Annotated in this window: 19 protein-coding genes, 4 tRNA genes and 1 pseudogene; 17 read left to right on the forward strand and 7 right to left on the reverse strand. The window is 41.6% G+C overall.

The annotated features are described in order from the left end of the window. Positions 1-214: 214 nt before the first annotated feature. From HBL79_RS11435 to HBL79_RS11460, 6 genes and pseudogenes are all read right to left on the reverse strand, one after another. Positions 215-3,398, reverse strand: a pseudogene (locus HBL79_RS11435) (type I restriction endonuclease subunit R). Between the two features lie 495 nt (positions 3,399-3,893). Beyond that, complete coding sequence (locus HBL79_RS11440; RefSeq protein ID WP_046097234.1) at positions 3,894-4,646, reverse strand: MFS transporter; 753 nt, start codon at positions 4,644-4,646, stop codon at positions 3,894-3,896. Positions 4,647-4,836: 190 nt separating this feature from the next. After that, on the reverse strand, positions 4,837-5,763 hold the full coding sequence (locus tag HBL79_RS11445; RefSeq protein ID WP_035688960.1) for a hypothetical protein: 927 nt from the start codon (positions 5,761-5,763) through the stop codon (positions 4,837-4,839). Continuing rightward, a complete protein-coding gene (locus HBL79_RS11450; RefSeq protein WP_035688958.1) occupies positions 5,760-7,013 on the reverse strand; it encodes a restriction endonuclease subunit S in 1,254 nt (417 codons plus the stop codon). Before HBL79_RS11450 ends, HBL79_RS11445 begins: the two co-directional genes overlap by 4 nt. 11 nt (positions 7,014-7,024) lie before the next feature. Next, positions 7,025-8,737: a class I SAM-dependent DNA methyltransferase gene (locus tag HBL79_RS11455; protein WP_244300906.1), complete on the reverse strand. Its 1,713-nt coding sequence runs from the start codon at positions 8,735-8,737 to the stop codon at positions 7,025-7,027. 230 nt (positions 8,738-8,967) lie between these two features. After that, positions 8,968-9,561 carry a YajG family lipoprotein gene (locus HBL79_RS11460; protein ID WP_035688956.1) on the reverse strand — a complete coding sequence of 198 codons (594 nt, stop codon included), beginning with the start codon at positions 9,559-9,561 and terminating at the stop codon, positions 8,968-8,970. 99 nt (positions 9,562-9,660) lie between these two features. On the opposite strand from HBL79_RS11460, the gene HBL79_RS11465 reads away from it, so the two are divergent. From HBL79_RS11465 to gltS, 13 genes are all read left to right on the forward strand, one after another. Continuing rightward, positions 9,661-9,972 carry a BolA family protein gene (locus tag HBL79_RS11465; RefSeq protein WP_035688954.1) on the forward strand — a complete coding sequence of 104 codons (312 nt, stop codon included), beginning with the start codon at positions 9,661-9,663 and terminating at the stop codon, positions 9,970-9,972. 376 nt (positions 9,973-10,348) lie between these two features. After that, positions 10,349-11,689 carry a Na(+)-translocating NADH-quinone reductase subunit A gene (locus HBL79_RS11470; protein ID WP_035688951.1) on the forward strand — a complete coding sequence of 447 codons (1,341 nt, stop codon included), beginning with the start codon at positions 10,349-10,351 and terminating at the stop codon, positions 11,687-11,689. A 2-nt stretch (positions 11,690-11,691) separates the two neighbouring features. Beyond that, positions 11,692-12,930, forward strand: coding sequence for an NADH:ubiquinone reductase (Na(+)-transporting) subunit B (locus tag HBL79_RS11475; RefSeq protein ID WP_035688948.1), 1,239 nt, complete (start codon positions 11,692-11,694; stop codon positions 12,928-12,930). Then, positions 12,923-13,699 (forward strand): Na(+)-translocating NADH-quinone reductase subunit C, encoded by a 777-nt coding sequence (locus tag HBL79_RS11480; protein ID WP_017805505.1) that lies wholly within the window; start codon positions 12,923-12,925, stop codon positions 13,697-13,699. The genes HBL79_RS11475 and HBL79_RS11480 overlap by 8 nt, the downstream gene beginning before the upstream one ends. Continuing rightward, the gene (locus HBL79_RS11485; protein ID WP_017805504.1) at positions 13,699-14,322 is read left to right on the forward strand and encodes an NADH:ubiquinone reductase (Na(+)-transporting) subunit D; all 624 of its coding nucleotides are present in this window, start codon (positions 13,699-13,701) and stop codon (positions 14,320-14,322) included. Before HBL79_RS11480 ends, HBL79_RS11485 begins: the two co-directional genes overlap by 1 nt. Positions 14,323-14,325: 3 nt before the next feature. Beyond that, on the forward strand, positions 14,326-14,922 hold the full coding sequence (nqrE, locus tag HBL79_RS11490) for an NADH:ubiquinone reductase (Na(+)-transporting) subunit E (RefSeq protein WP_017805503.1): 597 nt from the start codon (positions 14,326-14,328) through the stop codon (positions 14,920-14,922). Positions 14,923-14,936: 14 nt separating this feature from the next. Further along, positions 14,937-16,160, forward strand: a complete 1,224-nt coding sequence (nqrF, locus tag HBL79_RS11495) for an NADH:ubiquinone reductase (Na(+)-transporting) subunit F (RefSeq protein ID WP_035688947.1) — start codon at positions 14,937-14,939, stop codon at positions 16,158-16,160. A gap of 85 nt (positions 16,161-16,245) precedes the next feature. Next, a complete protein-coding gene (locus HBL79_RS11500) occupies positions 16,246-17,289 on the forward strand; it encodes an FAD:protein FMN transferase (protein WP_046097233.1) in 1,044 nt (347 codons plus the stop codon). A gap of 10 nt (positions 17,290-17,299) precedes the next feature. Continuing rightward, on the forward strand, positions 17,300-17,548 hold the full coding sequence (gene nqrM, locus HBL79_RS11505) for a (Na+)-NQR maturation NqrM (RefSeq protein ID WP_035688945.1): 249 nt from the start codon (positions 17,300-17,302) through the stop codon (positions 17,546-17,548). Positions 17,549-17,591: 43 nt separating this feature from the next. Next, positions 17,592-18,743, forward strand: a complete 1,152-nt coding sequence (gene mnmA / locus HBL79_RS11510; protein ID WP_035688943.1) for a tRNA 2-thiouridine(34) synthase MnmA — start codon at positions 17,592-17,594, stop codon at positions 18,741-18,743. Between the two features lie 98 nt (positions 18,744-18,841). Further along, positions 18,842-20,125 (forward strand): lipid IV(A) 3-deoxy-D-manno-octulosonic acid transferase, encoded by a 1,284-nt coding sequence (gene waaA, locus HBL79_RS11515; RefSeq protein ID WP_035688940.1) that lies wholly within the window; start codon positions 18,842-18,844, stop codon positions 20,123-20,125. A gap of 47 nt (positions 20,126-20,172) precedes the next feature. Continuing rightward, entirely contained in the window at positions 20,173-20,652 is a 480-nt protein-coding gene (coaD, locus tag HBL79_RS11520) for a pantetheine-phosphate adenylyltransferase (protein ID WP_035688938.1), read from the forward strand. A 176-nt stretch (positions 20,653-20,828) separates the two neighbouring features. Continuing rightward, on the forward strand, positions 20,829-22,040 hold the full coding sequence (gene gltS / locus HBL79_RS11525; protein WP_035688936.1) for a sodium/glutamate symporter: 1,212 nt from the start codon (positions 20,829-20,831) through the stop codon (positions 22,038-22,040). A gap of 49 nt (positions 22,041-22,089) precedes the next feature. Here the strand turns inward: gltS and coaA are convergent, their stop codons facing one another. Continuing rightward, positions 22,090-23,043, reverse strand: a complete 954-nt coding sequence (coaA, locus tag HBL79_RS11530; RefSeq protein ID WP_035688934.1) for a type I pantothenate kinase — start codon at positions 23,041-23,043, stop codon at positions 22,090-22,092. Positions 23,044-23,258: 215 nt separating this feature from the next. On the opposite strand from coaA, the gene HBL79_RS11535 reads away from it, so the two are divergent. The 4 genes from HBL79_RS11535 to HBL79_RS11550 all read left to right on the forward strand — a co-directional run bounded on the left by HBL79_RS11535 (position 23,259) and on the right by HBL79_RS11550 (position 23,648). Then, positions 23,259-23,334: transfer RNA gene (locus HBL79_RS11535), tRNA-Thr, on the forward strand. Positions 23,335-23,368: 34 nt separating this feature from the next. Beyond that, a tRNA-Tyr gene (locus HBL79_RS11540) sits at positions 23,369-23,453 on the forward strand. Between the two features lie 41 nt (positions 23,454-23,494). Then, a tRNA-Gly gene (locus HBL79_RS11545) sits at positions 23,495-23,569 on the forward strand. A gap of 3 nt (positions 23,570-23,572) precedes the next feature. Further along, positions 23,573-23,648, forward strand: a tRNA-Thr gene (locus HBL79_RS11550). Positions 23,649-23,717: the final 69 nt, after the last annotated feature.

Consider the following 23,717-nt stretch of genomic DNA (forward strand, 5'->3'; position numbering starts at 1 on the left):
AAAAGAAAACCTCTATAAAATTCAATAGATTATAGCAAAAAATTGAAGTAGCCCACGTTCGCCATACAATAAAAAACCTTGTGGATTTTGCCACAAGGTTTTTTATAACGGATTATTCTAAATTTATTTTTATACGAAACCTGTGTATCTTATTATTTACACTTATGGTTTCATAATAGAAGATGGAAAAATCTCGCGAAAATTCCACCGCACTTTATTCCATCACCAACCCCTCCGCCACCACTTCCGCTTGTTTCAAAACAAACTCAATAGCGTCCGTTGCCAAATCAGGTGGGTATTTGTATTTTAGCAAAGCTCGGCGGATTAACACACGCATTTTGGCTCGCACGGCTTCTTTATGCTGCCAGTCGATGGTGACGGATTTACGCAGTTGGGCGGTGATTTCTTTGGCAAGGGCGGTGAGGGTTAGCATCTTCCATTTTTTCCACCGCACTTTGATTTTGGATTAAGGCATCGTAAAACGCCAGTTCGGTGCTGTTTAGCCCTAAGGTTTCGCCACGCGAGAGGTGTTGCTCGAACTCTTTCGCCATTTCCACCAGCTCTTTGATGATTTCCATCACGCTTAAATTGTGGTTGTGATATTGGTTCATCGCTTCTTTGAGCCGTTGTTCAAAGGTTTTTTGCGTGCCGAGATTGTTCTGTGCTTTGTTTTTAATGGAAGATTTCAGGTAGCCTTCAATGGCTGAGAGCCATAAATCAGGCGTGTCGCTGGCTTCCACTCTGCCCATAAATTCTTCGGAAAGCAGGGAAAGATCGGGGCGTTCTTCTTCCATTAAGTCGAACAAATCCACCACGCCGTCTGAACGCACCGCTTGGTTGAGCAGGGTAACCAGTTTTAATTGTCGCTCTTTGGGCGAGTTGGGGCGGTGCTGTTGCTCAGGCTTCACAATAGTGGCACGCACGGCATCATAAAAGGCGATTTGCTGGCGGTAGGGCTGGATTTCTTCCATTGAGCCACACAGGGAAAAGCCTTTTTTCGCCAGTCGCACCGCTTGCAAAAAGGCATTTTTGCGTGGGGTTTTTTCCCCTTGTGCAGATTTTTGCGGATAAAGTGCGGTGTGATTTTCTGCTGTTTTTTGTCGATCTAAGGCGAGGATATGGTTCGCCGCTTGGCAGATGGCATTGAGTAATTTTTCAGGCTCGCTGATGTGTAATGCCGCTGTTAAATCAAAGGGTTTGCCGTCCACAGGGCTGGCGAATTGCCCGCGAATGATGTCTAGATATTCCAACATTTTTTGGAAAACTTGATGAATATCAGTGGTAACGGCATCTTTGCCGCCTGCGTTGGTATATTGCTGGGTGGCTTTTTTTAGCTCCTCCGCCAAGCCGATATAATCCACGATCAAGCCGCCATTTTCACGGCTTTTGTTGCGAAAAACGCGGTTCACCCGTGCAATGGCTTGCATTAGGTTATGCCCTTGCATTGGTTTGTCGATGTACATCGTATGGCAACAAGGGGCATCAAAGCCCGTGAGCCACATATCTCGCACGATCACCAGTTTGAGCGGATCATCGGGGTCTTTAAAGCGTTTTTCTAACTGCTTTTTCTCCGTGAACGGGTAAACGTGGGCTTGCATTTCTTCGGGGTCGCTGGCGTTGCCCGTCATCATCACTTTCACCACACCTTGATTGACATCATCGCTATGCCAATCGGGGCGTAATTTAATGATTTCATTATATAATTTCACGCAAATACGGCGACTCATCACCACCGCCATCGCCTTGCCATCTGAAAGTTGATTGCGTGCTTCAAAATGTTGCACCAAGTCTTGGGCGAGGTGGGCGAGGCGTTGTTCTGTTCCCATTAATTGTTCCAGCAAGCGGAAAGAATAGCTTTCTTCGTCTTGCTCTAAAATGGCTTGGGCTTCTTGCACGGCGTGATGAAACTGCTGGCTTTCTTGCAAGGGAATTTGGCGTGCTTCGTAAATAATCGGCACGGTTGCGCCGTCTTCCACCGCATCTTGAATATCATAAATGGAAATATAACGCCCGAACACCTCTTGCGTGTCCTTGTCTTCAAGGCTCAACGGCGTACCCGTAAAGCCGATAAAACTGGCGTGGGGCAGGGCGGCACGCAGGTATTTAGCGTAGCCATCACGATATAGCCCTTGCTGGTTGATTTTTTGCGAAAAGCCATATTGTGAGCGGTGGGCTTCATCGCTGATCACAATAATATTGCGGCGGTCGTTAAGGACAGGGTGTTGCTCCTCGCCCTCACGCAAGCCGAATTTTTGAATGGTGGTGAAAATAATGCCGCCGCTTTCTCGTTTCGCCAGCTCCGCACGCAATTCTTCCCGACCGTTGGCTTGAATCGGCGTTTGGCGGGTGATGTCTTGATCTTGGCTAAAAGTGGCGAACAACTGACCGTCTAAATCATTGCGATCGGTAACCACCACAATGGTGGGATTTTGCAATTCAGGCTGGCTGATGAGTTTGCCTGCATAAAACAGCATTGACAGCGATTTGCCCGAACCTTGCGTATGCCAAATCACGCCGATCTTGCGACTATCGCCCAAATAGGCGGCAATGGTGGATTCCACCGCCGCATTCACGCCGTAAAACTGATGATAGGCAGCGATTTTTTTCACCGTTTGCCCACGGCTATCGCTTTCAAACACCACAAAATCACGCACATAATCGAGCAACACCGCAGGCGAAAACAGCCCTTGCAACAGCCCTGTTTGCTCATTTTCAAAAGGAATGCGTTGGCTCTGCTGGCTTTCGTCCACCACTTTCCAAGGCAAAAAGCGTTGAAAATCCGCCGTAAGCGAGCCAAGCCGTGCGGTTGTGCCGTCTGAAATCACCATTAATTGATTGAACACAAATAAATCGCTGATTTCACGTTTATAGGTTTGCAACTGCTCAAAGGCTTTATTAATGCCAGCATTCACCTTGAGCGGATTTTTCAGCTCAAAAATCGCCATCGGTAAACCATTGATAAAACACAAAATATCAGGAATGCGTTTGCCTTTTGTGCCTTGAATTTCCAACTGATTAATGGCATAAAAACTGTTTTGCTCAGGCTGCCTGAAATCCACCAACAACGCCACATCGTGCTTTTCCTGCCCGTTTTCCTGATAACGCACCGCCACCCCTTGCTTGAGCTGACGATAAAACCGCTGATTACGCTCCGCCAGTGGGGCAATATCACTTTTGCACACCTCCGCCGCCACCTCTTCCAACACTGCAGACGGCAAATGGGGATTAATCCGCACTAAGGCTTCCAACAGCAACGGCTTCAACACCACCGCTTGTGTGGTTTCTCGCCAAGGATAAGCCAACCCAGCCAGCACCTCCTTGCCATAGGCATACCGCCAGCCCAGCGATTGCAACTGCTCCAGTGCTAAATTTTCAATGGTGGATTCGTTGATGTGCATAGTGTTTCCTTTTTATTTTGTATGTAATCAATAACCAAATTTCGACCGTATCGTGAGGTTCTCGCTATGGTGGTTTTTTAATCTAAATTTTAATCTCCCCTAGCCCCTCTTTTTCAAAGAGGGGAATAATTAGTGGGGAATATGCTTTTTTCTAAAAACGTTATTAATTTTTTACCGCACTTTATTTTATTGCTGAAAATCTATTTATCTCTGTTTTAAGTTCCCCTCTTTGAAAAAGAGGGGCTAGGGGAGATTTAAGATTTTATCTTACACCTCTACATCTTTTCGCTTATCTTTTATTTCTCGAAAGATAAAGTGCGGTGGTTTTTTAGGTGATTTTTATATTTCATTTTTTACCCTATTTTTTATTTCATTAAATACTTTACTACGTAGGGGCGAACCTGTGTGTTCGCCCGTTTCGATAATTATTCTTTGTTTATCAATTTAGTTGTTTTTTCGGGTGGGCACATAGGTCCACTCCTACATTTTTTTTCGTTATTTTTTATTAGAAGAATTATTTTTTCTTTTTATTTCTCTGTATTTTTCTAATGCCTCTAATGATTTAAGTTTATATTCTAACTCTTGTTTTTTTAGCTCGGCAATTCTTCGTTCACATTCAAGAATTCTGAGCTTAATATCATCAGTTTTCCGCTGATGTTTTTCTTCTGGCGTGAGGTTATTTTCTGCTTGCTCGGAGCGTTTCCGTTTTTTGTTTCCTTTTTCTTTTTGCGGTGGTAAAGAAATAGGTGCGTCTAAGCTGTTTTCTGTTTGGGTTAGCGGAATAATTAAATTGCTTGGGGTTTCTTCTTTTTGTTCTGATGAAACAATAAGATCGCTTGGTGTTTTCTCTGTAGGTTCGAGTAATAGCGGTTTATTATTTTCAGAATTTTCAATTTGTGCTTTTTCTTTTGCTTTTTTTCTCTGATTTAATTTTTCTATTATAAAGGCAAATACAGTAATGATGCCAATCAGCGTAAAAAAGCCAATAATATATTTTGCTATCAAAATTAGCGTTTGATTACCACTAAATGCAAACCAGAAAAAACAAAAGATAAGTACACAATTGAAAAATACAGCACACCACTTTATTATTCTATTTTCTGCTAGTATTGAAAAGGTAAATGATGCAGCGATACCTAATAACATAAGACAGCTTAAAGGCATAACTATTAGCACAAATTTAGGCAGCAAAAATAAAAATAAAATAGAAAAGATAGAACCAAAACCACTAAATAAAACCTGAAACATATTAATTTTCCTCTTTTGATTTTTTGTTTTTAATCTCCCCTAGCCCCTCTTTTTCAAAGAGGGGAATAATTAGTGGGGAATATGCTTTTTTCTAAAAACATTATTAATTTTTTACCGCACTTTATTTTATTAAATGCCTTGCCACGTAGGGGCGAACCTATGTGTTCGCCCGTTTTATCAGGTGATATTTTTATTCGCCTTTTTTAGTTGTTGTCGTTTTATCTAATATCCTAGAAAGTAATTCTTCCATTGGAATTTTTTCGGCAGTTGATTTATCCAGTAGTAAAGCTGGATTTAAAGCTAAACTTTCCATAGTAACCTTATGTAAAGTATTAAGTACCTCACGATAAGAGTTGGTATCTCCCGTTGGAACAGTATAAAAAGTACTTTTTATAAATTTTAGATAGTTTAAGTAAGATTGAGCTATAACGGCTTTGTGTAGATAAGCCTGTTCTAATTTTTTAGATTCATTTACTTTTTTATTCGTAAATAAAATAGCCCAGATAAAAGGCATAATGATTATTATCTTATTGATAAAATTGTTAAGTTTAATTTCATTTTCTCCTAAAGAGAGAATAAATGTTATAGAGCCTATAAAAAATAACAATACTAATAATATATAGAAAAAGGCGGTATAACGCTTATTTATTTTTAAAAAATTTTCAGCTTGTTCATTAAAAGCTTTTTTTATACTATGTGTTGTTAATTCTCCAAATAGGCTGTTTGCTCTCTTTTCAATATTTTCTATTTGCTCTTTTGTTGCCTTGTCATATTTTTCCAATATGGCTATATTAGGAATGTTTCCTCCTATTTTATTTAAATAATCTGTCATCTCATTAACTAAATTTTCCACTTTTTGGCAGTGTTGCGTAGAAAGGGTATAATTATCTTCATTAATAAGATACTTTTTTATATTTAATAAGTAATCTGTTAATTTCTTTTTGTTATCTTCAGATAATAGCTCAAGAATGAAAGGTGAAAAATAATAAGGTAATACATCAATATTAATTTTTATACTATTTTCAGGCTGCATATCTTCTGATGTTAATTTTAATAAATAGGGTCTAACGTCAGTCCAATGGCTCTGTATAGATTTTAAGTCAGTTCTATTGCTCATAGCTCAACCTCCCCATTTAAAAGTTTTGGTAATAATTGATCTCTTGTCTTAGCTAGAAGTTCATTATTTTTATTGTTTAGATATATTTTATTATATAAATTTGATACTAATGAACTGTATCGTTCTAATATAAATTCTTGTGGTAAAAGTATTTTGATTTTTTCAATGCTAGAAATAGTTATTTGTGGTTGTGCACTTCCTGAAATATATGGTGTTATATCTTTATTTTTTAAATATTCATAAATGTAAAAATAATCTAACAATTCATTGCTTTCTATTATCAATGAATTATTTGTGATAAAAGATTTTGGTGCAGAATACATAATTTTTCCTGAAGCTGCTCCTCGACAAGAAATTAATGTTTGTGGTTGTTCATAGAGATACCTGTCAAAATACCCAATTATTCCATTACCACCGAAAACAGGATAACCTTGATCTAATAGTTGTTTGGTTGGTAGGTTTTTTCCATAAGCGATCTTACAAACTTCGTTTAAGAACTTGTACCCCCACCCCTTCGGCACTAGCCCCATTTCACTTTCCACAAACTCGCTGGGGAAGGCTTGGGCGGTTTGTTGGAGTTGGTGATAGGCTTCGGGGGTGGTGTGTTGAAGTGCGGTGATTTCTGCAAGGGTTTTTCCGCTGAGACAAGCCATTGTGGCAAGTTCGGCTTGCTCTGGGCTTGCCCCTGAGGCTAAGGCGTTGGCTTTGGCGTGTACGGGGGCGAAGTCGATAAACCAATGCTTGAAAATCGCCTGTGCGATTTGTTCTAGGGTTTGGTTGGTTTGGGTGTTGAGGGTGATTTTTTGATCAAAGGCATCTAAAGTATCAACAACTTTTTTTCTATCTGAAGCATTTTCTAAAAATCTCACTTCTATGGAGTTTAATGCCTTTTGAGATATTTTCTTTTGAACCGCCCCAGTAATAAACGGTGATATTTTGACCTGTTTTAAGGCATAGTATAAATATTTCGTTTCGTAGTCATTTTCTCCTTTTAATACGTGTGTATGATTATTGACCCAGTATTTTCCGTTAGCTAATTGTAAGACAGGGAAACCCTCTTCAGTTTCAACACTTCCATCTTCGGCTATTAATAAACTTAATCCAGTATGAGTGAAGCCATCTACATAATCAATGATCTTAGCAGCACCATAATAGGGATATTCGCCTTGTATTTTGCTTCTTTCCCTAGAGGAAAGAGGTTTTCTGAATTTATCAAAATTCTTAGAAATATCTTCTATTTTTCTATACATTTTATTATTCCTTATCCCAAAATCCCCAAACTCTTTCTAATTTCTTCTTCCAACGCTCGCCCTTGTGCAAACTGTTCATTTAAAAGTGCGGTGAGTTTTTGCATTTTTTCGGCGAAAGGCACGCCGTCGTCTTGTTGTTCTGCTGTGCCGACATAACGCCCTGGGGTGAGGACAAAATCATTTTGGCGGATTTCTTCAAGGCTAGCGGTGTAGCAGTAGCCTGCTTGGTTTTGGTAGCCCTGCTCCTTTTGCCAAGCGTGGTAGGTGCTGGCGAGGTGGGCGATGTCTTCGGCGGTGAAGTCGCGTAACGTGCGGTCTTTCATATAGCCGATTTCGCGGGCATCGATAAACAACACTTCGCCTTTGCGTGCTTTGGCTTTGTTCAGCAACCAAATGCAGGCGGGGATTTGGGTGTTGGTGAACAGTTGCCCCGGTAAGGCGACCATGGCTTCGATAAGGTCGGCTTCGATGAGTTGTTTGCGGATTTCGCCCTCGCCGCTGGTTTGGCTGCTCATTGAGCCGTTGGCGAGCAGCAATGCCATTCGCCCTTGTGGGCTGAGGTGGTAGAGCATATGTTGTAGCCAAGCGAAGTTGGCGTTGCCTTGTTGTGGTGTGCCGTATTGCCAGCGTGGGTCGTTTTGCAGGGCTTCGCTCCACCAGTCGCTCATATTGAAAGGCGGGTTTGCCATTACAAAATCCATTTTTTTGTCGAGGTGTTGTGGGTTGCGGAAGCTGTCGGCGTTGCCTTTGCCGAAGTCAAATTCGATGCCACGAATCGCCATATTCATTGCGGCGAGTTTCCAAGTGGTGGGGTTGAATTCTTGCCCGTAAATGGAGACGTTGTTGATGTTGCCTTGATGGGCGGCGATGAATTTTTCCGTTTGTACAAAGAAACCGCCTGAACCCATTGCGGGATCGTAAATTCGCCCTTGATAGGGTTCGAGCATTTCGACAATGAGGCTAACGATGGATTTTGGGGTGAAATATTGTCCGCCTTTTTTGCCTTCGGCGAGGGCAAATTGTCCGAGAAAGTATTCGTAAACGTGGCCTAAGATGTCTTTCGCTGCCATTGAAATGGGCTGCCCGTTGAGGGTAGGCCGGCTGAAATTTGTATCCGAAAAGAGATTGACTAAGCCGATGAGGGTTTGTTCTTCCACATCAAAGCCTGAGATGCGTTGAATGATGCCTTTGAGTTTGGGGTTTTCTTTTTCGATGGCGGTGAATGCGTCATCAATCAGGCTGGCAACGCCACGAAAGCTACCGCCCCAAGGCAAGGCTGTGCCTTTGTTGAGTATGGCGGTGTTTTTGATGTTTTCCCAACGGGATTGTTCTGGCACCCAAAAGATGTTTTCAGCGGTGTAGTTGTCTTGCAGTTCCATTTCGCTGTGGAGCAAGGCTTGGTAGTCTTGGGGGGAATAGTCGTTGGGGTCAAGATAAAGGGGATTTTCGGGATCTTGCAACTGGGCTTGCAGTTTTTCACGAAAGGCGGTGAAGCTGTCGGAGATGTATTTTAAGAAGATAAAACCGAGAACGATGTGTTTGTAGTTGGCTGCGTCTAGCTGGTTTCTTAACTTATCCGCCGCTGCCCATAAACGGGCATCTAAATCGTTTAAAAACGCTTGCTGTTGTGCGAGGCTGGCACTACAAATCCTGGCTGGCTGGCTGGCTGGCTGGCTGGCTGGCTGGCTGGCTGGCTGGCTGGCTGGGGCGATCTTATTGTCCATAGAAAATCCTTGTTTTGCTGATAAATGTAGAGGGAAAATTATAGCACTTCAAAAGGGAATGGAAAGGGGAAGTGCGGTAGTTTGTTTGGGGATTTTTTTGGGATAAGGGGAGAGGTTTTTATTATTGTATGATATTAACGTTAGGCAATCATAAACATCTACAACGGCATTTTTGGGCTATTTGAAAATGCCGTGAGCAGGAGTAGGTTTCGTTTTTTATGGTATAGCTTCTACCAGTTTTGGTTAATTGCGTTGGCGATTTCTTGGTCTTTGTATAAACTTTGAATGGTGTCTTCTAAGGCTTGTCCTAACACCTTTTGAATGTTGGCGTTATCCGCATTGAATGCCCCTTCTTGGGTGCGGGTTGAGCCGATATTTTTGTTAAATTGCCCTTTTGCTCCTTGAACTTGGACATTCACTCGGACTTTCGCGGTGATTTTGTAGCGTAAATTGCCTTGTTCAACATTAGCGAAGAACTGGGTGATATTTACGATCACATTGGTGTTGGATTGTGCTGGTGTGGCGGCGATTCGGAAGCCTTTGGCATTCAGATTTTGTTTGATCACTTGATCGAATAATTGAGTAACTGAAGGCTGGGCGAAGAGTTTATGGATTTTATCGTTATGCACATAGCTTGATACTTCAGGGGCTTGTCGTACATCACGGGTTACCACATTCAGCACTGCACGCTGGTTGGCAGCGTTAAATTGTTGCATTATTGGACTTGATGGGGTGAAGGTTAAAGTATTGCTCGGTTGAGATTGACAAGCAGTGAACAATGCCGTTGAAAGCAGGGCGAGAGCGGAGAGTTTGGCAAAACGCATAATACATTCCTCATTTAAATAAAAAGTGGTCTTATTCTTGCAAACTTCGTTGTGAATGTATAGTCTTTGCGGCGGTAAAGTAGAAAGAGGAAATTTATAATGGATACACAACAACGTTTAGAAGAAAAAATATCAGCAAAATTTGCACCGCACTTTTTGCATATTGAAAATGAAAGCCATATGCACAGTTCAGGGCGTGGTGCAGATTCTCATTTTAAAGTGGTGCTAGTGAGTGACGCTTTCAATGCGGTTCGTAAAGTGGCACGTCATCAAATGCTGTATCAATTATTGGCGGAAGAATTAAAAAATGGCATTCACGCCTTGGCATTGCATATTTATACCTTAGAAGAATGGCAAAAGTTAGGGGAGCAATTTCCTCGTTCGCCAAATTGCTTAGGTGTGGGACAATAAATCGATACCTTATTTTTAGTATGAGGTCTCTTTTTCAGATTTAAAAAATTGATTTCACACAAAACTGATTGCTTTTTTTGTGGAAAAAATCACAAAAACGGCTCGTCAAAGTAGCGTGTCAGTTATTAATTAGTTAAAATGAGCCGTTAATTTTTATCAAAATTTTAACTTATTGATAGCAATTCATTTGTTGTCAGTGAGGTTACACCAAGAATTTGAGTTTTAAATTTATGTGGTTGGAGTGGACATTGTTGCGATGTGTTTGCATTCATCGTTGATAATTAAGCAAAAATCATTACTCAAGACGAGGTTATCGCATTGAGTTTTATCTTGCGATAGCTATATTTTTAATCTAACGAAAAGTAGTGCATACAATATGATTACGATTAAAAAAGGCTTGGATCTTCCTATCGCTGGGAAGCCAGAACAAGTAATCCATAACGGCAATGCCGTTACTGAAGTTGCCTTGCTTGGCGAAGAGTATGTGGGAATGCGTCCTTCAATGAAGGTGCGTGAAGGTGATGTGGTGAAAAAAGGTCAGGTGCTTTTTGAAGATAAAAAGAACCCTGGCGTATTATTCACTGCCCCTGCAAGTGGTACTGTAACTGCGATTAATCGCGGTGCTAAGCGTGTGTTGCAATCAGTAGTGATTCAAATCGAAGGTGATGATCAGGTTACCTTTAATAAATATTCCGCCGATGAGCTTAAAAGTTTAACTTCCGAGCAAGTTCGTCAAAACTTACAAGCCTCTGGGCTTTGGACAGCACTTCGTACTCGTCCATTCAGTAAAGTGCCTGCTGTTAATGCCGTGCCATCTTCTATTTTTGTCAATGCAATGGATACCAATCCATTAGCGGCTGATCCTGAAGTGGTATTAAAAGCACATTGGGACGATTTTACCAATGGTTTAACCGTGTTAAGCCGTTTACACGAAGGCAAATTGCATTTATGTAAAGCGGGCGATAGCAATATCCCAACGGTGGATTTACCAAATTTAGCCGTACACGATTTTGGTGGCCCACATCCTGCGGGCTTAAGCGGTACGCATATTCACTTTATCGATCCGGTTAGTGCAACGAAAACGGTTTGGTATTTGAATTATCAAGATGTGATCGCATTTGGTCGCTTATTTACCACGGGTGAACTTTATAATGGCCGTGTGATCTCATTGGCTGGCCCACAGGTGAAAAATCCGCGTTTAATTCGCACCCAACTTGGTGCTAACTTAGCCCAATTAACTAAAGGCGAGTTAAAAGAAGGTGAAAACCGTATTATCTCAGGTTCCGTGTTAAGCGGTCATAAAGCGGAAGGTGCGGTAGATTATTTAGGACGTTATGCGTTACAGGTTTCTGTGATTGCAGAAGGTCGTGAGAAAGAGTTCCTAGGTTGGATTATGCCAGGGGCGAACAAATACTCTATCACCCGTACTGTGTTAGGTCATTTCGGACACAAATTATTCAATTTTACCACCGCACTTAATGGTGGACACCGTGCGATGGTGCCAATTGGTGCTTATGAGCGTGTAATGCCATTAGACATTATCCCAACTTTGTTGTTGCGTGATTTAAGTGCGGGCGATACAGACAGTGCACAAGCATTAGGTTGCTTAGAGTTAGATGAAGAAGATCTCGCACTTTGTACATTCGTTTGTCCGGGTAAAAACGACTACGGTCCAATGCTGCGTGCAGCCTTAGATAAGATCGAGAAGGAAGGTTAAAAATGGGTTTAAAACATCTTTTAGAGAAAATGGAACCTGCTTTTTTACCGGGTGGTAAATATGAGAAGTGGTATGCCCTTTATGAAGCAACGGCAACCTTTTTATATACACCGGGTACAGTAACAGCGAAGGCCTCTCACGTCCGTGATGCGTTGGATTCTAAACGTATGATGGTGTTGGTGTGGTTAGCCTTATTCCCAGCAATGTTCTACGGAATGTTTAATGTGGGTGAGCAATCTATTCTTGCATTAAAAGTGGGCGATTTTGCACAGAACTTAGCCCATAACGTGGATTCAAACTGGCATTTTGCCTTAGCAAACGCGTTAGGCTTAGTTTCACCCGATGCGGGCGTGCTAGCAAAAATGGCACTAGGTGCAATTTTCTTCCTTCCTATTTATTTAACCGTGTTCCTCGTGGGCGGTTTCTGGGAAGTGTTATTTGCCACAGTGCGTAAACACGAAATCAACGAAGGTTTTTTCGTAACCTCTATTTTGTTAGCCCTTATCGTTCCGCCAACCTTGCCATTATGGCAAGCGGCGTTAGCGACGACATTCGGGGTTGTAGTTGCCAAAGAAGTGTTTGGTGGTGTAGGTAAAAACTTTATGAACCCAGCCTTAGCAGGGCGTGCGTTTTTATTCTTTGCCTATCCCGCACAAATCTCAGGGGATTCTGTATGGATTGCCGCTGATGGCTTCTCTGGTGCGACCGCACTTTCACAATGGGCAACGGGCGGTCAAGGTGCATTAAAGCAAGTTACCACAGGTCAGCCAATTCAATGGATGGACGCATTCTTAGGAAATATCCCAGGGTCAATTGGGGAAGTTTCTACCCTTGCGTTGTTAATTGGTGCAGCGGTGATTGTGTTCGCACGCATTGCTTCTTGGCGTATTATCGCGGGCGTGATGCTCGGTATGATCGCGACCTCTACCTTATTTAATGTGATTGGTTCAGAAACCAACCCACTTTTCTCAATGCCTTGGCATTGGCATTTAGTATTGGGTGGCTTTGCGTTAGGTATGTTGTTTATGGCAACAGACCCAGTATCCGCTTCATTCACAAATAAAGGAAAATGGTGGTATGGTGCATTAATTGGTGCGATGGCAGTACTTATTCGTGTGGTAAATCCTGCTTATCCTGAAGGTATGATGTTAGCCATTTTATTAGCTAACTTATTTGCCCCAATTTTTGACTATCTGGTTGTTCAAGCAAATATCAAACGTCGGAGAGCGCGCAATGGCTAAGTTTAATAAAGATAGTGTTGGCGGAACAATCCTTGTTGTTGTTTTAGTCAGCTTAGTTTGCTCAATTATTGTCGCAACCGCTGCGGTTGGATTGAAACCGACGCAAAATGAGCAAAAATTATTAGATAAACAAAAAAATATCCTCAGTGTAGCGGGCTTATTACCTGCAAAAGCAAAAGGGGCAGAAATTAAAGACCTTTATGCGAAAAACATTGAGCCGAAAATTGTGGATCTCGCAACCGGTGATTATGTAAATAACATCACTAATTTCAATGCACGCGTGGCAGCGAAAGACCCTGCGGAAAGCATCGCCATTAACCCTGCAGACGATAAAGCGGGAATTAAAGTGCGGGCAAAATATGCTGAGGTTTATTTAGTGAAAGATGCACAGGGTAAAACCTCGCAAATTGTGTTGCCAATTTATGGTACAGGGTTATGGTCGGTAATGTATGGTTTTGTGTCTGTTGCACCTGATGCGAATACCATTAAAGGGATCACTTACTATGAGCAAGGTGAAACTGCAGGGTTGGGAGGCGAAATTGCTAACCCAAACTGGCAGAGACATTTTGTGGGTAAAAAACTCTTTAATGCACAAGATCAAGTGGCAATTAAAATTGGTAAAGGTGCGTCAGCAGACAAAGAACACGGTATTGATGGGCTTTCTGGTGCGACATTAACCACGAAAGGCGTTCAAGGTTCTTTCGATTACTGGTTTGGACGTAATGGTTTTGGGCCGTATTTAGATAAACTTAGAGCGGAGGCTAACTAATGGCTAATGCAAATATGAAAAAATTATTGTTATCTCCTGTGGTGAGCAACAACCCGATTGCGTTGCAAATTTTGGGTATTTGTTCAGCCTTAGCGGTAACAACGAAATTAGAAACCGCTGTTGTAATGGCGATTGCGGTGAGTTTAGTAACGGCGTGTTCAAGTTTCTTTATTTCTTGTATCCGTAACTACATTCCAAATAGTATCCGTATCATTGTGCAAATGGCGATCATTGCATCATTAGTAACCCTTGTGGATCAAGTGTTGCAAGCCTATGCTTATGAGTTATCTAAACAACTTTCCGTATTCGTTGGATTGATCATTACTAACTGTATTGTAATGGGGCGTGCAGAAGCTTTTGCAATGAAAGAGCCACCATTGGCAAGTTTTGTTGATGGTTTAGGTAATGGTATCGGCTACGGTGCAATCTTAATTATCGTTGCCTTTTTGCGTGAATTAATTGGTTCAGGCAAAATTTTCGGTATGACCGTGTTCCAAACCATCCAAGATGGCGGTTGGTATCAAGCAAACGGTTTATTCCTTTTAGCACCAAGTGCATTCTTTATTATCGGCTTCCTCATTTGGGGCTTGAGAACTTGGAAACCAGAACAGGTGGAGAAATAAGCAATGGAACATTATTTAAGTCTGTTTGTTAAGTCCATTTTTATTGAAAATATGGCACTTTCTTTCTTCCTTGGTATGTGTACATTCCTTGCGGTTTCAAAGAAAGTTTCAACCGCCTTTGGTTTAGGGATTGCGGTAATCGTAGTATTAGGCATTGCCGTGCCAGCTAACCAACTCGTTTATACCCATATCTTAAAAGATGGGGCATTGGTGGAAGGTATTGATTTAAGTTTCCTTCGTTTCATCATCTTCATCGGGGTGATTGCGGCATTGGTGCAAATCCTTGAAATGGTGCTAGATAAATTCTTTCCAGCTCTTTACAACGCACTCGGGATCTTCCTCCCACTCATTACGGTAAACTGTGCGATTTTCGGTGGCGTATCTTTTATGGTACAACGCGAATATAACTTTGCCGAGTCGGTGGTTTATGGTATCGGTGCAGGAACAGGTTGGATGCTTGCTATCGTGGCACTTGCAGGTTTAACTGAAAAAATGAAATATGCTGATATTCCAGCAGGCTTACGCGGTTTAGGCATCACCTTTATCACTGTAGGGCTAATGGCACTTGGCTTTATGTCATTTTCAGGTATTCAGTTATAAGAAGGGGATACTAAATGGAAATTATTTTAGGTATTGCAATGTTCACTGTGCTAGTGCTTGCTTTAGCGGTAATCATTTTATTTGCTAAATCAAAGCTCGTTAATTCAGGGGACATTACTATTGAAATTAATCACGACCCAAGCAAAGCCATTCATTTGCCAGCAGGCGGAAAATTACTCGGTGCATTAGCGAGTAAAGGCATTTTCGTTTCTTCTGCTTGTGGCGGCGGTGGCTCTTGTGGTCAATGTGTGGTGAAAGTAACCGAGGGTGGCGGTGATATTCTGCCAACAGAACTTTCTCACATTTCGAAACGTGAAGCCAAAGAAGGTTATCGTCTTGCTTGTCAGGTAAACGTAAAAAACAATATGCAAATCGAATTGCCTGAAGAAGTGTTTGGCGTGAAAAAATGGGAATGTACCGTTATTTCTAACGACAACAAAGCCACCTTCATTAAAGAACTTAAACTTCAAATTCCTGAAGGGGAAGAAGTGCCATTCCGTGCGGGCGGCTATATCCAAATTGAAGCTGAGCCACATACGGTTTATTACAAAGACTTCGATATTCCACAAGAATACCACGAAGACTGGGATAAATATAATCTATGGCGTTATGTGTCAAAAGTGGACGAGCCAATCGTGCGTGCATACTCAATGGCTTCATATCCAGAAGAGAAAGGCATCATTATGCTTAACGTGCGTATCGCAACGCCACCGCCAAGCAACCCAGATGCACCACCGGGACAAATGTCTTCTTATATTTGGTCATTAAAACCGGGTGATAAAGTAACTATTTCTGGTCCATTCGGGGAATTCTTCGCGAAAGATACTGATGCAGAAATGGTATTTATCGGTGGGGGTGCAGGTATGGCACCAATGCGTTCGCATATTTTTGACCAATTAAAACGTTTGAAATCTAAACGTAAAATGTCGTTCTGGTATGGGGCACGTTCAAAACGTGAAATGTTCTATGTGGAAGATTTTGACACCCTCCAAGCCGAAAACGACAACTTCAAATGGTACGTGGCACTTTCTGATCCATTGCCAGAAGATAATTGGGACGGCTACACCGGCTTTATTCACAACGTGCTTTATGAAAACTATCTGAAAAATCACGAAGCCCCAGAAGACTGTGAATACTATATGTGTGGGCCTCCAGTGATGAACGCAGCAGTAATCAAAATGCTCAAAGACTTAGGTGTTGAAGACGAAAACATCTTATTAGATGACTTTGGCGGTTGATAACGCTGTTAAATAAAGAAAAAGAGCGGTCAGATTTCTGACCGCTTTAGCCATTTTTAGCCACAGAAAAATTAGCGATAGATTTATGTTAAGAAAAGTCAAAACGGTTTACGGCTGGGCCATCGCCTTACTCTTGGTGAGTAGCCTAACCGCCTGCCAAAAAGATCCCGAAATTGTTACCTTAAGCGGTAAAACAATGGGAACTACTTACCACATTAAATACATCACCGTAGAAGCAACCCAATCGGCAGCGGATACCCACGAAGGGGTGGAAAAAATCTTAAAAGACGTGAATGAAAAAATGTCCACCTATATTCCTACTTCTGAATTAAGCCGTTTTAACCAAAACCGCGCAGTGGATACCCCGATTGAAATTTCTGCGGATCTAGCCAAAGTGATAGGTGAAGCCATTCGCTTAAATAAGGTTACACAAGGCGCATTAGATGTTACCGTAGGGCCATTGGTGAACCTGTGGGGATTCGGCCCAGAAAAACGCGTGGAAAAAGCCCCAACCCAGCAACAGCTTGATGAACGCCGTGCGTGGGTAGGCATTGAAAAATTAACACTGAGTGAAAGTGCGGGTAAATTTTACCTAGAAAAAACTGTGCCAGAACTTTATGTGGATTTATCTTCCATCGCTAAAGGCTTTGGTGTCGATCAAGTGGCGGACTATCTTGAAAGTTTACACATTGATAACTATATGGTGGAAATTGGTGGCGAAATTCGTGCCAAAGGCAATAACAGTGAAAACAAGCCTTGGCAAATTGCGATAGAAAAACCCACTACGGACGGCTCAAGAAGCGTAGAACAAGTGGTCGGCTTACACAATCTGGCAATGGCAACTTCTGGCGATTATCGCATTTATTTCGAAGAAAACGGTGTGCGTTATTCTCACGAAATTAACCCGCAAACAGGTCGCCCAATTCAACATCATTTGGCGTCAATTACCGTGCTTGATCCCTCATCAATGACGGCAGACGGCTTATCAACAGGCTTGTTTGTGCTCGGTGAAGATGAAGCGCTCAAAGTGGCGGAGCAGCAACAATTAGCGGTATATTTAATCATCAAAACAGAAACGGGCTTTAACGTGAAAATGTCTTCCGCATTTAAACAATTAATCAATCCATAAAGGTGAAAAAATGGAACTATTTTTTATTACTTTCGGCTTTTTCCTTGCAGTGATTTTTGCAATGTCCATCGGCTATATCATTAAACGCAAATCTATTGCTGGCAGCTGTGGCGGTATTTCCGCACTGGGTTTAAAAAAAGTGTGTGATTGCGATGAACCTTGCGATAATTTAAAAGCCAAAGTTGAAAAAGGCGAAGTGGACGCGTCAGAATTAGATCGCTTCAACAAAAGCGAAACGAATTTCTACGAAGTAAAATAATTTCCGAATAACCAAAGTGCGGTCAAAAATTTGAAAAATTATGATGAAATCAAAAACTTATGAACAATATTTTCCTGAATTAAGCGAAAGCCAACGTGCAGAAAACAGCAAAATTAAAGTAATTTGTGGAATGTCTGGTGGCGTGGATTCTTCCGTTTCCGCCTTTATTCTTCAGCAACAAGGTTACCAAGTGGAAGGCTTGTTTATGAAGAATTGGGAGGAAGATGATGACACCGATTATTGCACAGCCGCGGCGGATCTCGCTGATGCCCAAGCAGTATGCGACAAGCTCGGTATTAAATTGCACAAAATCAACTTTGCGGCGGAATATTGGGATAACGTTTTTGAGCATTTTTTAGCGGAATACAAAGCGGGTCGCACGCCGAACCCTGATATTCTATGCAACAAAGAAATCAAGTTTAAAGCCTTTTTGGAATATGCCGCCGAAGATTTAGGGGCGGATTACATTGCCACAGGGCATTATGTTCGCCGTGGTGAGCATAACGGCAAGGCGCAGCTATTGCGAGGCTTAGATCCCAACAAAGACCAAAGCTATTTTCTCTACACCCTGAGCGAGGCCCAAGTGGGGCAAAGCCTTTTCCCTGTTGGCGAGCTTGAAAAGCCCGTGGTGCGAGCCATTGCGGAAGATCTAGGGCTAGCAACGGCGAAGAAAAAAGATTCCACAGGGATCTGCTTTATCGGCGAACGCAAATTTAAAGATTTCTTAGCCCGCTTTTTACCCGCCCAACCAGGGGAAATTAAAACTACTGAGGGCGAAGTGATCGGTCGTCATCAAGGCTTAATGTACCACACCCTAGGGCAACGCAAAGGCTTAGGCATTGGTGGCGTGAAAGGCAAAGCAGAAAATGCGTGGTATGTGGTGGAAAAAGATCTCACTAACAATGTGTTAGTGGTCGCTCAGGGCTTGGATAATTCTGCCTTGCTTTCCAGTGGATTAATCGCACAACAGCTGCACTGGGTGGATCGCCAACCGATTCGCGAACCCCTGCGTTGCACGGTGAAAACCCGTTATCGTCAAACAGATATTCCTTGCCAAATCATTCCTCTTAATGATGACAGCATTGAAGTGCGTTTTGATGAACCGCAAATCGCAGTAACCCCAGGGCAATCTGCCGTGTTCTACCAAGGGGAAATTTGCCTTGGCGGCGGCATTATTGAACAATCAATCAAATAAAAACTTCACGAAATTCCACCGCACTTTATCCTGCCAAGGTGTATGAATAAAGTGCGGGGCAAATTTCTCAATTTTTTCGGTTTAATGAAGAAACGGCTATGTGGCACAGAATTTACACTTGCATAATGTATCTCGTTCAACCGCTGATTTGGCTATTTATTTTATTGCGTAGCCTAAAAGCCTCTGCTTACCGCCAGCGAATTGGCGAACGTTACGGGCTGTATGCTTCCTCGCAAACGCCACCAAAACCGAATGGCGTGCTGATTCACGCCGCTTCGGTGGGAGAGGTAATTGCCGCTACGCCATTGGTGAAAGCGATTCAACGCTGTTACCCCGATCTACCTATCATCCTCACCACTGTTACGCCAACAGGCTCTGAGCGTGTTAAAGCTGCTTTTGGTGATCAAGTGAGCCATTTTTATTTGCCTTACGATTTACCTGGTGTGATTAAACGTTTTATCCGTTTTATTCAGCCTAAAGTCTGCATTGTGATCGAAACGGAAATTTGGCCAAATCTCATTTATCAACTGCACAAACAGCACATTCCGTTTATTATCGCTAACGCCCGTTTATCTGCCCGATCAGCAAAACGTTATGGCTGGCTGGAAAGCTATATCCAAGCCATTTTAAGCAAAATCAGCCTGATTGCGCCGCAGGATAATATCAGCGGACAGCGTTATCTCAAACTAGGCTACGATCCAGAAAAGCTCAAACTCACAGGCAATATTAAATATGATTTAGTGCTAAGTGAGAGCTTACTCACCGAAGCAGAAAAGCTCAAAGCCCAATGGAAACAACAACGCCCTGTGTGGGTTGCTGCTAGCACTCACGAAGGTGAAGAAAGCCTGATTTTGGAAAGTCACCGTTTATTATTACAAGCCTTTCCCGATTTATTGCTGATTCTCGTGCCACGCCACCCAGAACGTTTTAACGAAGTGGCGGAGCAAATTGAAAAACAGCATTTCACCTTTGTGCGCCGCAGTGAAAATCGTGTGCCACAAGCCGATACTCAAGTGGTGCTAGGTGATACAATGGGCGAGTTAATGCTAATGTATGCTTTGGCCGATGTCGCCTTTGTAGGGGGCAGTTTAGTGAAACGAGGCGGACATAATCCCCTTGAGCCGTTGGCCTTTCAAATTCCTGTGGTGAGTGGTAAATATACCTTCAATTTCCCCGAAGTTTACCGCAATTTAATGGAAGTTCAGGGCTTTGTTGAAGTGAATAATAATGCTGCCGCCATCGCAAGAGCGGTGGAAATTTTACTGAATTCGTCAGCCTTACGTGCACGCACAGGGAAAGCGGGCTACGGCGTATTATTAGAAAATCGCGGTGCTTTACAACGTTTGCTCGATTTACTTCAACCTTATTTGGACGCCCCGTAAACACAGAATTTTGCCTGAACGCCATAGCAGAACTTAAAGGAGAAAAAATGACAAGCGTAATTTACCCCGGCACCTTTGATCCCATCACCAACGGGCATTTAGATATTATCGAACGAAGTGCGGTGCTTTTTTCCAAAGTTTTTGTTGCCATTGCCGCCAGCCCGAGCAAAAAGCCCCTGTTCGATTTAGACACCAGAGTGAAAATTGCACAGCAAGCGGTCGCTCACTTACCCAATGTGGAAGTATTTGGCTTTGCTGATTTGCTGGCTAAGGTGGTGCAAGAAAAACACATTCACGCCATTATCCGCGGTGTGCGAACCACCACCGATTTTGAATACGAACTACAGCTCGCCAGCCTAAATCGCTTATTAACCAAAAATGAAAATGGGCAAGGCGTGGAAAGTTTATTTTTCCCCCCTAGCGAAAAATGGGCTTTTGTTTCTTCCACAATCGTGCGAGAAATTTATTTACACGGTGGAGATGTCAGCAATTTTGTTCCTTCTTCTGTATTAGATATTCTAGGTTAGTGAAGGTGGTGGCTAAAAAATATTCTATGTTCTTCACAAAGGGAAAAATTTCTTTGATTGCGAATACAAACTTATAATCTCGCTTTTTTTTTGGTATAGTGAAATTCTTCTATTTCTTAAGTTGTAATCATTTGTTTTTAGCATTGACTACACGGATAAACTAATGAGGAGATTATATGGTTTTTGATACTTATGAAACATTGGCACTAGCTTGTTTGGTTTTGTTGCTAGGATATTTTTTAGTGAAACGTGTTCGTCTATTGAGTCATTATAATATTCCAGAACCCGTAGTTGGAGGGTTTCTTGTGGCTATTGTATTGACGCTAGTGCATAAATTTTGGGGATTGAGTTTTAGCTTTGATACAAATCTACAACGCACGATGATGCTTGCTTTTTTTACATCTATTGGGCTAAGTGCAAATTTTTCGCGTTTAATAAAAGGTGGAAAACCGTTAGTCGTATTTCTGTTTGTTGCGGCTGGATTAATTACGTTACAAAATACGGTAGGCATATTTAGTGCATTGGCTTTAGGGATTGAACCTGCGTATGGGTTAATTGCGAGTTCTATCACATTGACAGGTGGTCATGGTACAGGTGCTGCTTGGGCTGATGCCTTAGCGAATCGTTTTGGATTACAAAGTACAATGGAATTGGCAATGGCTTGTGCAACCTTTGGACTCGTTTTTGGTGGAGTGATTGGTGGTCCCGTTGCTAGTTTCTTGTTAAAGCGTTTACATCGGAAAGAAATTCCTGAAGATGAAAATCTTGATGATGTTGAGGAAGCTTTTGAAAAACCAGTGTACCGTCGTAAGGTTAATACTCGTTCCATTATTGAAACCATCACAATGATGTCTGTTTGTTTATTTATTGGACAGCAATTAGATTTGTTAGCTAAAGGGACGGCATTTCAATTGCCTACTTTTGTTTGGTGTTTGTTTACCGGCGTTATTGTGCGGAATTCTTTAGCTCATGTGTTTAAATTTAAAGTTGCAGATGAGGCGATTGATATTTTGGGTAGCGTAGGGTTATCGATCTTTTTAGCCATCGCATTAATGTCTTTAAAATTGTGGGAATTAGCTGGATTAGCCTTGCCTATTTTTGTGATTTTATTAATTCAAGTTGTTGTAATGGCACTATATGCGATTTTTGTGACATTCCGAGTAATGGGGAAAGATTATGATGCGGCTGTTTTAAGTGCAGGGCATTGTGGTTTTGGTTTAGGAGCAACACCTACAGCTGTAGCTAATATGCAGGCGGTAACATCTCATTATGGACCATCACACAAAGCTTTCTTAATTGTGCCAATGGTTGGAGCATTTTTCATCGATTTATTAAATGCAAGTTTATTAAAATTTTTCGTTGAAGTAGCTTCTTTTTTCCAAGGTTAGAACATTGAATATTGAAAAATCGTTGTTGGAGTTAATCAACAACGATTTTTTATTTTCTCAATTTGACTTTTTCTACTATATGATTTTCACCTTTAATTAGAATCAAATTCGCTCGCTCTTTAGTGGGTAAAATATTATCTCGTAAGTTTTTGCCATTAATTTCATCCCAAATTTTACTTGCAGTTTGAATCGCTTCTTGCTCCGAAAGAGAAGCATAGTGTTTAAAATAAGAGTTAGGATTACTAAAAGCACTACGGCGAAATTTTAAAAAACGATGGATGTACCATTTTTTTAACAGTATTTCTTCGGCATCGACGAAAATAGAAAAATCTACAAAATCAGATACAAAAACTTGATTAGTGTGGGTATTACTTTGCTGTAGGACATTTAGACCTTCTAAAATAAGAATATCTGGTTGGTCAACAATATCAAATTTATCTCTCACAATATCATAAGTTAGATGTGAATAAATGGGGGCTTTAACATTGCGTTTACCAGATTTGATATCTGCAAGAAAATGGATGAGACGCTGAGTATCGTAAGAGATAGGAAAACCTTTTTTATCCAATATATTTTTTGCCTTGAGTTTTTCTAGCGGATATAAAAAACCATCTGTAGTAATTAAATCTACTCTACGAACTTGTGGCCAGTTTGCGAGTAAAGATTGTAAGATCCGTGCAGAAGTGCTTTTCCCAACAGCCACACTACCCGCAATGCTGATAATGTAAGGTGTTTTTTGCGTATCTTGGCTAAGAAAACGTTTTAAAACGGTTTGGCGACGAAGATTTTCTTCAATGTAATAGTTGATAAGGCGAGTAAGAGGAAGGTAAATTGTGCTTACTTCATTTAAAGAAAGCTCTTCATTAAAGCCTAATAAAGGTTTAAGGTCTTGTTCAGTAAGCTTTAATGGCACGGATTTACGTAATTCTGCCCACTGTTGACGATTAAACGTAAGAAAAGGGGTTAATTGTTCGCTTAATGCGTTTGAATTAGAAAAACTCACAATGTTATCTTTATATTTGATAAAACGATGTGGAGAAATATACCTTATAAATTCTTTTATGGAGAGAGAATTTTAGTGTAAATCGAGGATTTTTTTATAAAATTTGTTCACTTTGGCTGATAAATAAACGAACAATTAAAAAAATCGATTTTTTTTCAAAAAAACGCTTGTCAGTGATAAAAATTTCCCTATAATACGCCTCACTTGCTTACGACGCCGACTTAGCTCAGTAGGTAGAGCAACTGACTTGTAATCAGTAGGTCACCAGTTCGATTCCGGTAGTCGGCACCATAACCAAGCGTAGCCAAGTTCATTCATTTAGTGCGGAGGGATTCCCGAGCGGCCAAAGGGAGCAGACTGTAAATCTGCCGGCTCAGCCTTCGAAGGTTCGAATCCTTCTCCCTCCACCATTTTGTAGATGAATTCTGATGGGATAGATGAATTTAGGACTGCGGGCATCGTATAATGGCTATTACCTCAGCCTTCCAAGCTGATGATGCGGGTTCGATTCCCGCTGCCCGCTCCAAGCGCTGATATAGCTCAGTTGGTAGAGCGCACCCTTGGTAAGGGTGAGGTCGGCGGTTCAAATCCGCCTATCAGCACCAGCCTTAACTTCACCTTTCTCTTATATTTAGCACAAACTTATTCATTTGGTTAATGTGGTATTTTGAACC

The sequence above is a fragment of the Avibacterium paragallinarum genome (genome assembly GCF_011765605.1).
Taxonomy (GTDB): domain Bacteria; phylum Pseudomonadota; class Gammaproteobacteria; order Enterobacterales; family Pasteurellaceae; genus Avibacterium; species Avibacterium paragallinarum.

Bases quoted from the DNA above. Each gene is read 5' to 3' on its own strand.
- HBL79_RS11470 (WP_035688951.1), top strand. From the start codon at position 10,349: ATGATTACGATTAAAAAAGGCTTGGATCTTCCTATCGCTGGGAAGCCA.
- nqrM (WP_035688945.1), top strand. From the start codon at position 17,300: ATGGAACTATTTTTTATTACTTTCGGCTTTTTCCTTGCAGTGATTTTT.
- waaA (WP_035688940.1), top strand. From the start codon at position 18,842: ATGTGGCACAGAATTTACACTTGCATAATGTATCTCGTTCAACCGCTG.
- HBL79_RS11500 (WP_046097233.1), top strand. From the start codon at position 16,246: ATGTTAAGAAAAGTCAAAACGGTTTACGGCTGGGCCATCGCCTTACTC.
- nqrE (WP_017805503.1), top strand. From the start codon at position 14,326: ATGGAACATTATTTAAGTCTGTTTGTTAAGTCCATTTTTATTGAAAAT.
- HBL79_RS11450 (WP_035688958.1), bottom strand. From the start codon at position 7,013: ATGTATAGAAAAATAGAAGATATTTCTAAGAATTTTGATAAATTCAGA.
- coaD (WP_035688938.1), top strand. From the start codon at position 20,173: ATGACAAGCGTAATTTACCCCGGCACCTTTGATCCCATCACCAACGGG.
- gltS (WP_035688936.1), top strand. From the start codon at position 20,829: ATGGTTTTTGATACTTATGAAACATTGGCACTAGCTTGTTTGGTTTTG.
- HBL79_RS11455 (WP_244300906.1), bottom strand. From the start codon at position 8,737: ATGGACAATAAGATCGCCCCAGCCAGCCAGCCAGCCAGCCAGCCAGCC.
- HBL79_RS11485 (WP_017805504.1), top strand. From the start codon at position 13,699: ATGGCTAATGCAAATATGAAAAAATTATTGTTATCTCCTGTGGTGAGC.
- HBL79_RS11465 (WP_035688954.1), top strand. From the start codon at position 9,661: ATGGATACACAACAACGTTTAGAAGAAAAAATATCAGCAAAATTTGCA.
- nqrF (WP_035688947.1), top strand. From the start codon at position 14,937: ATGGAAATTATTTTAGGTATTGCAATGTTCACTGTGCTAGTGCTTGCT.
- HBL79_RS11460 (WP_035688956.1), bottom strand. From the start codon at position 9,561: ATGCGTTTTGCCAAACTCTCCGCTCTCGCCCTGCTTTCAACGGCATTG.
- mnmA (WP_035688943.1), top strand. From the start codon at position 17,592: ATGAAATCAAAAACTTATGAACAATATTTTCCTGAATTAAGCGAAAGC.
- HBL79_RS11440 (WP_046097234.1), bottom strand. From the start codon at position 4,646: ATGTTTCAGGTTTTATTTAGTGGTTTTGGTTCTATCTTTTCTATTTTA.
- HBL79_RS11480 (WP_017805505.1), top strand. From the start codon at position 12,923: ATGGCTAAGTTTAATAAAGATAGTGTTGGCGGAACAATCCTTGTTGTT.
- HBL79_RS11475 (WP_035688948.1), top strand. From the start codon at position 11,692: ATGGGTTTAAAACATCTTTTAGAGAAAATGGAACCTGCTTTTTTACCG.
- HBL79_RS11445 (WP_035688960.1), bottom strand. From the start codon at position 5,763: ATGAGCAATAGAACTGACTTAAAATCTATACAGAGCCATTGGACTGAC.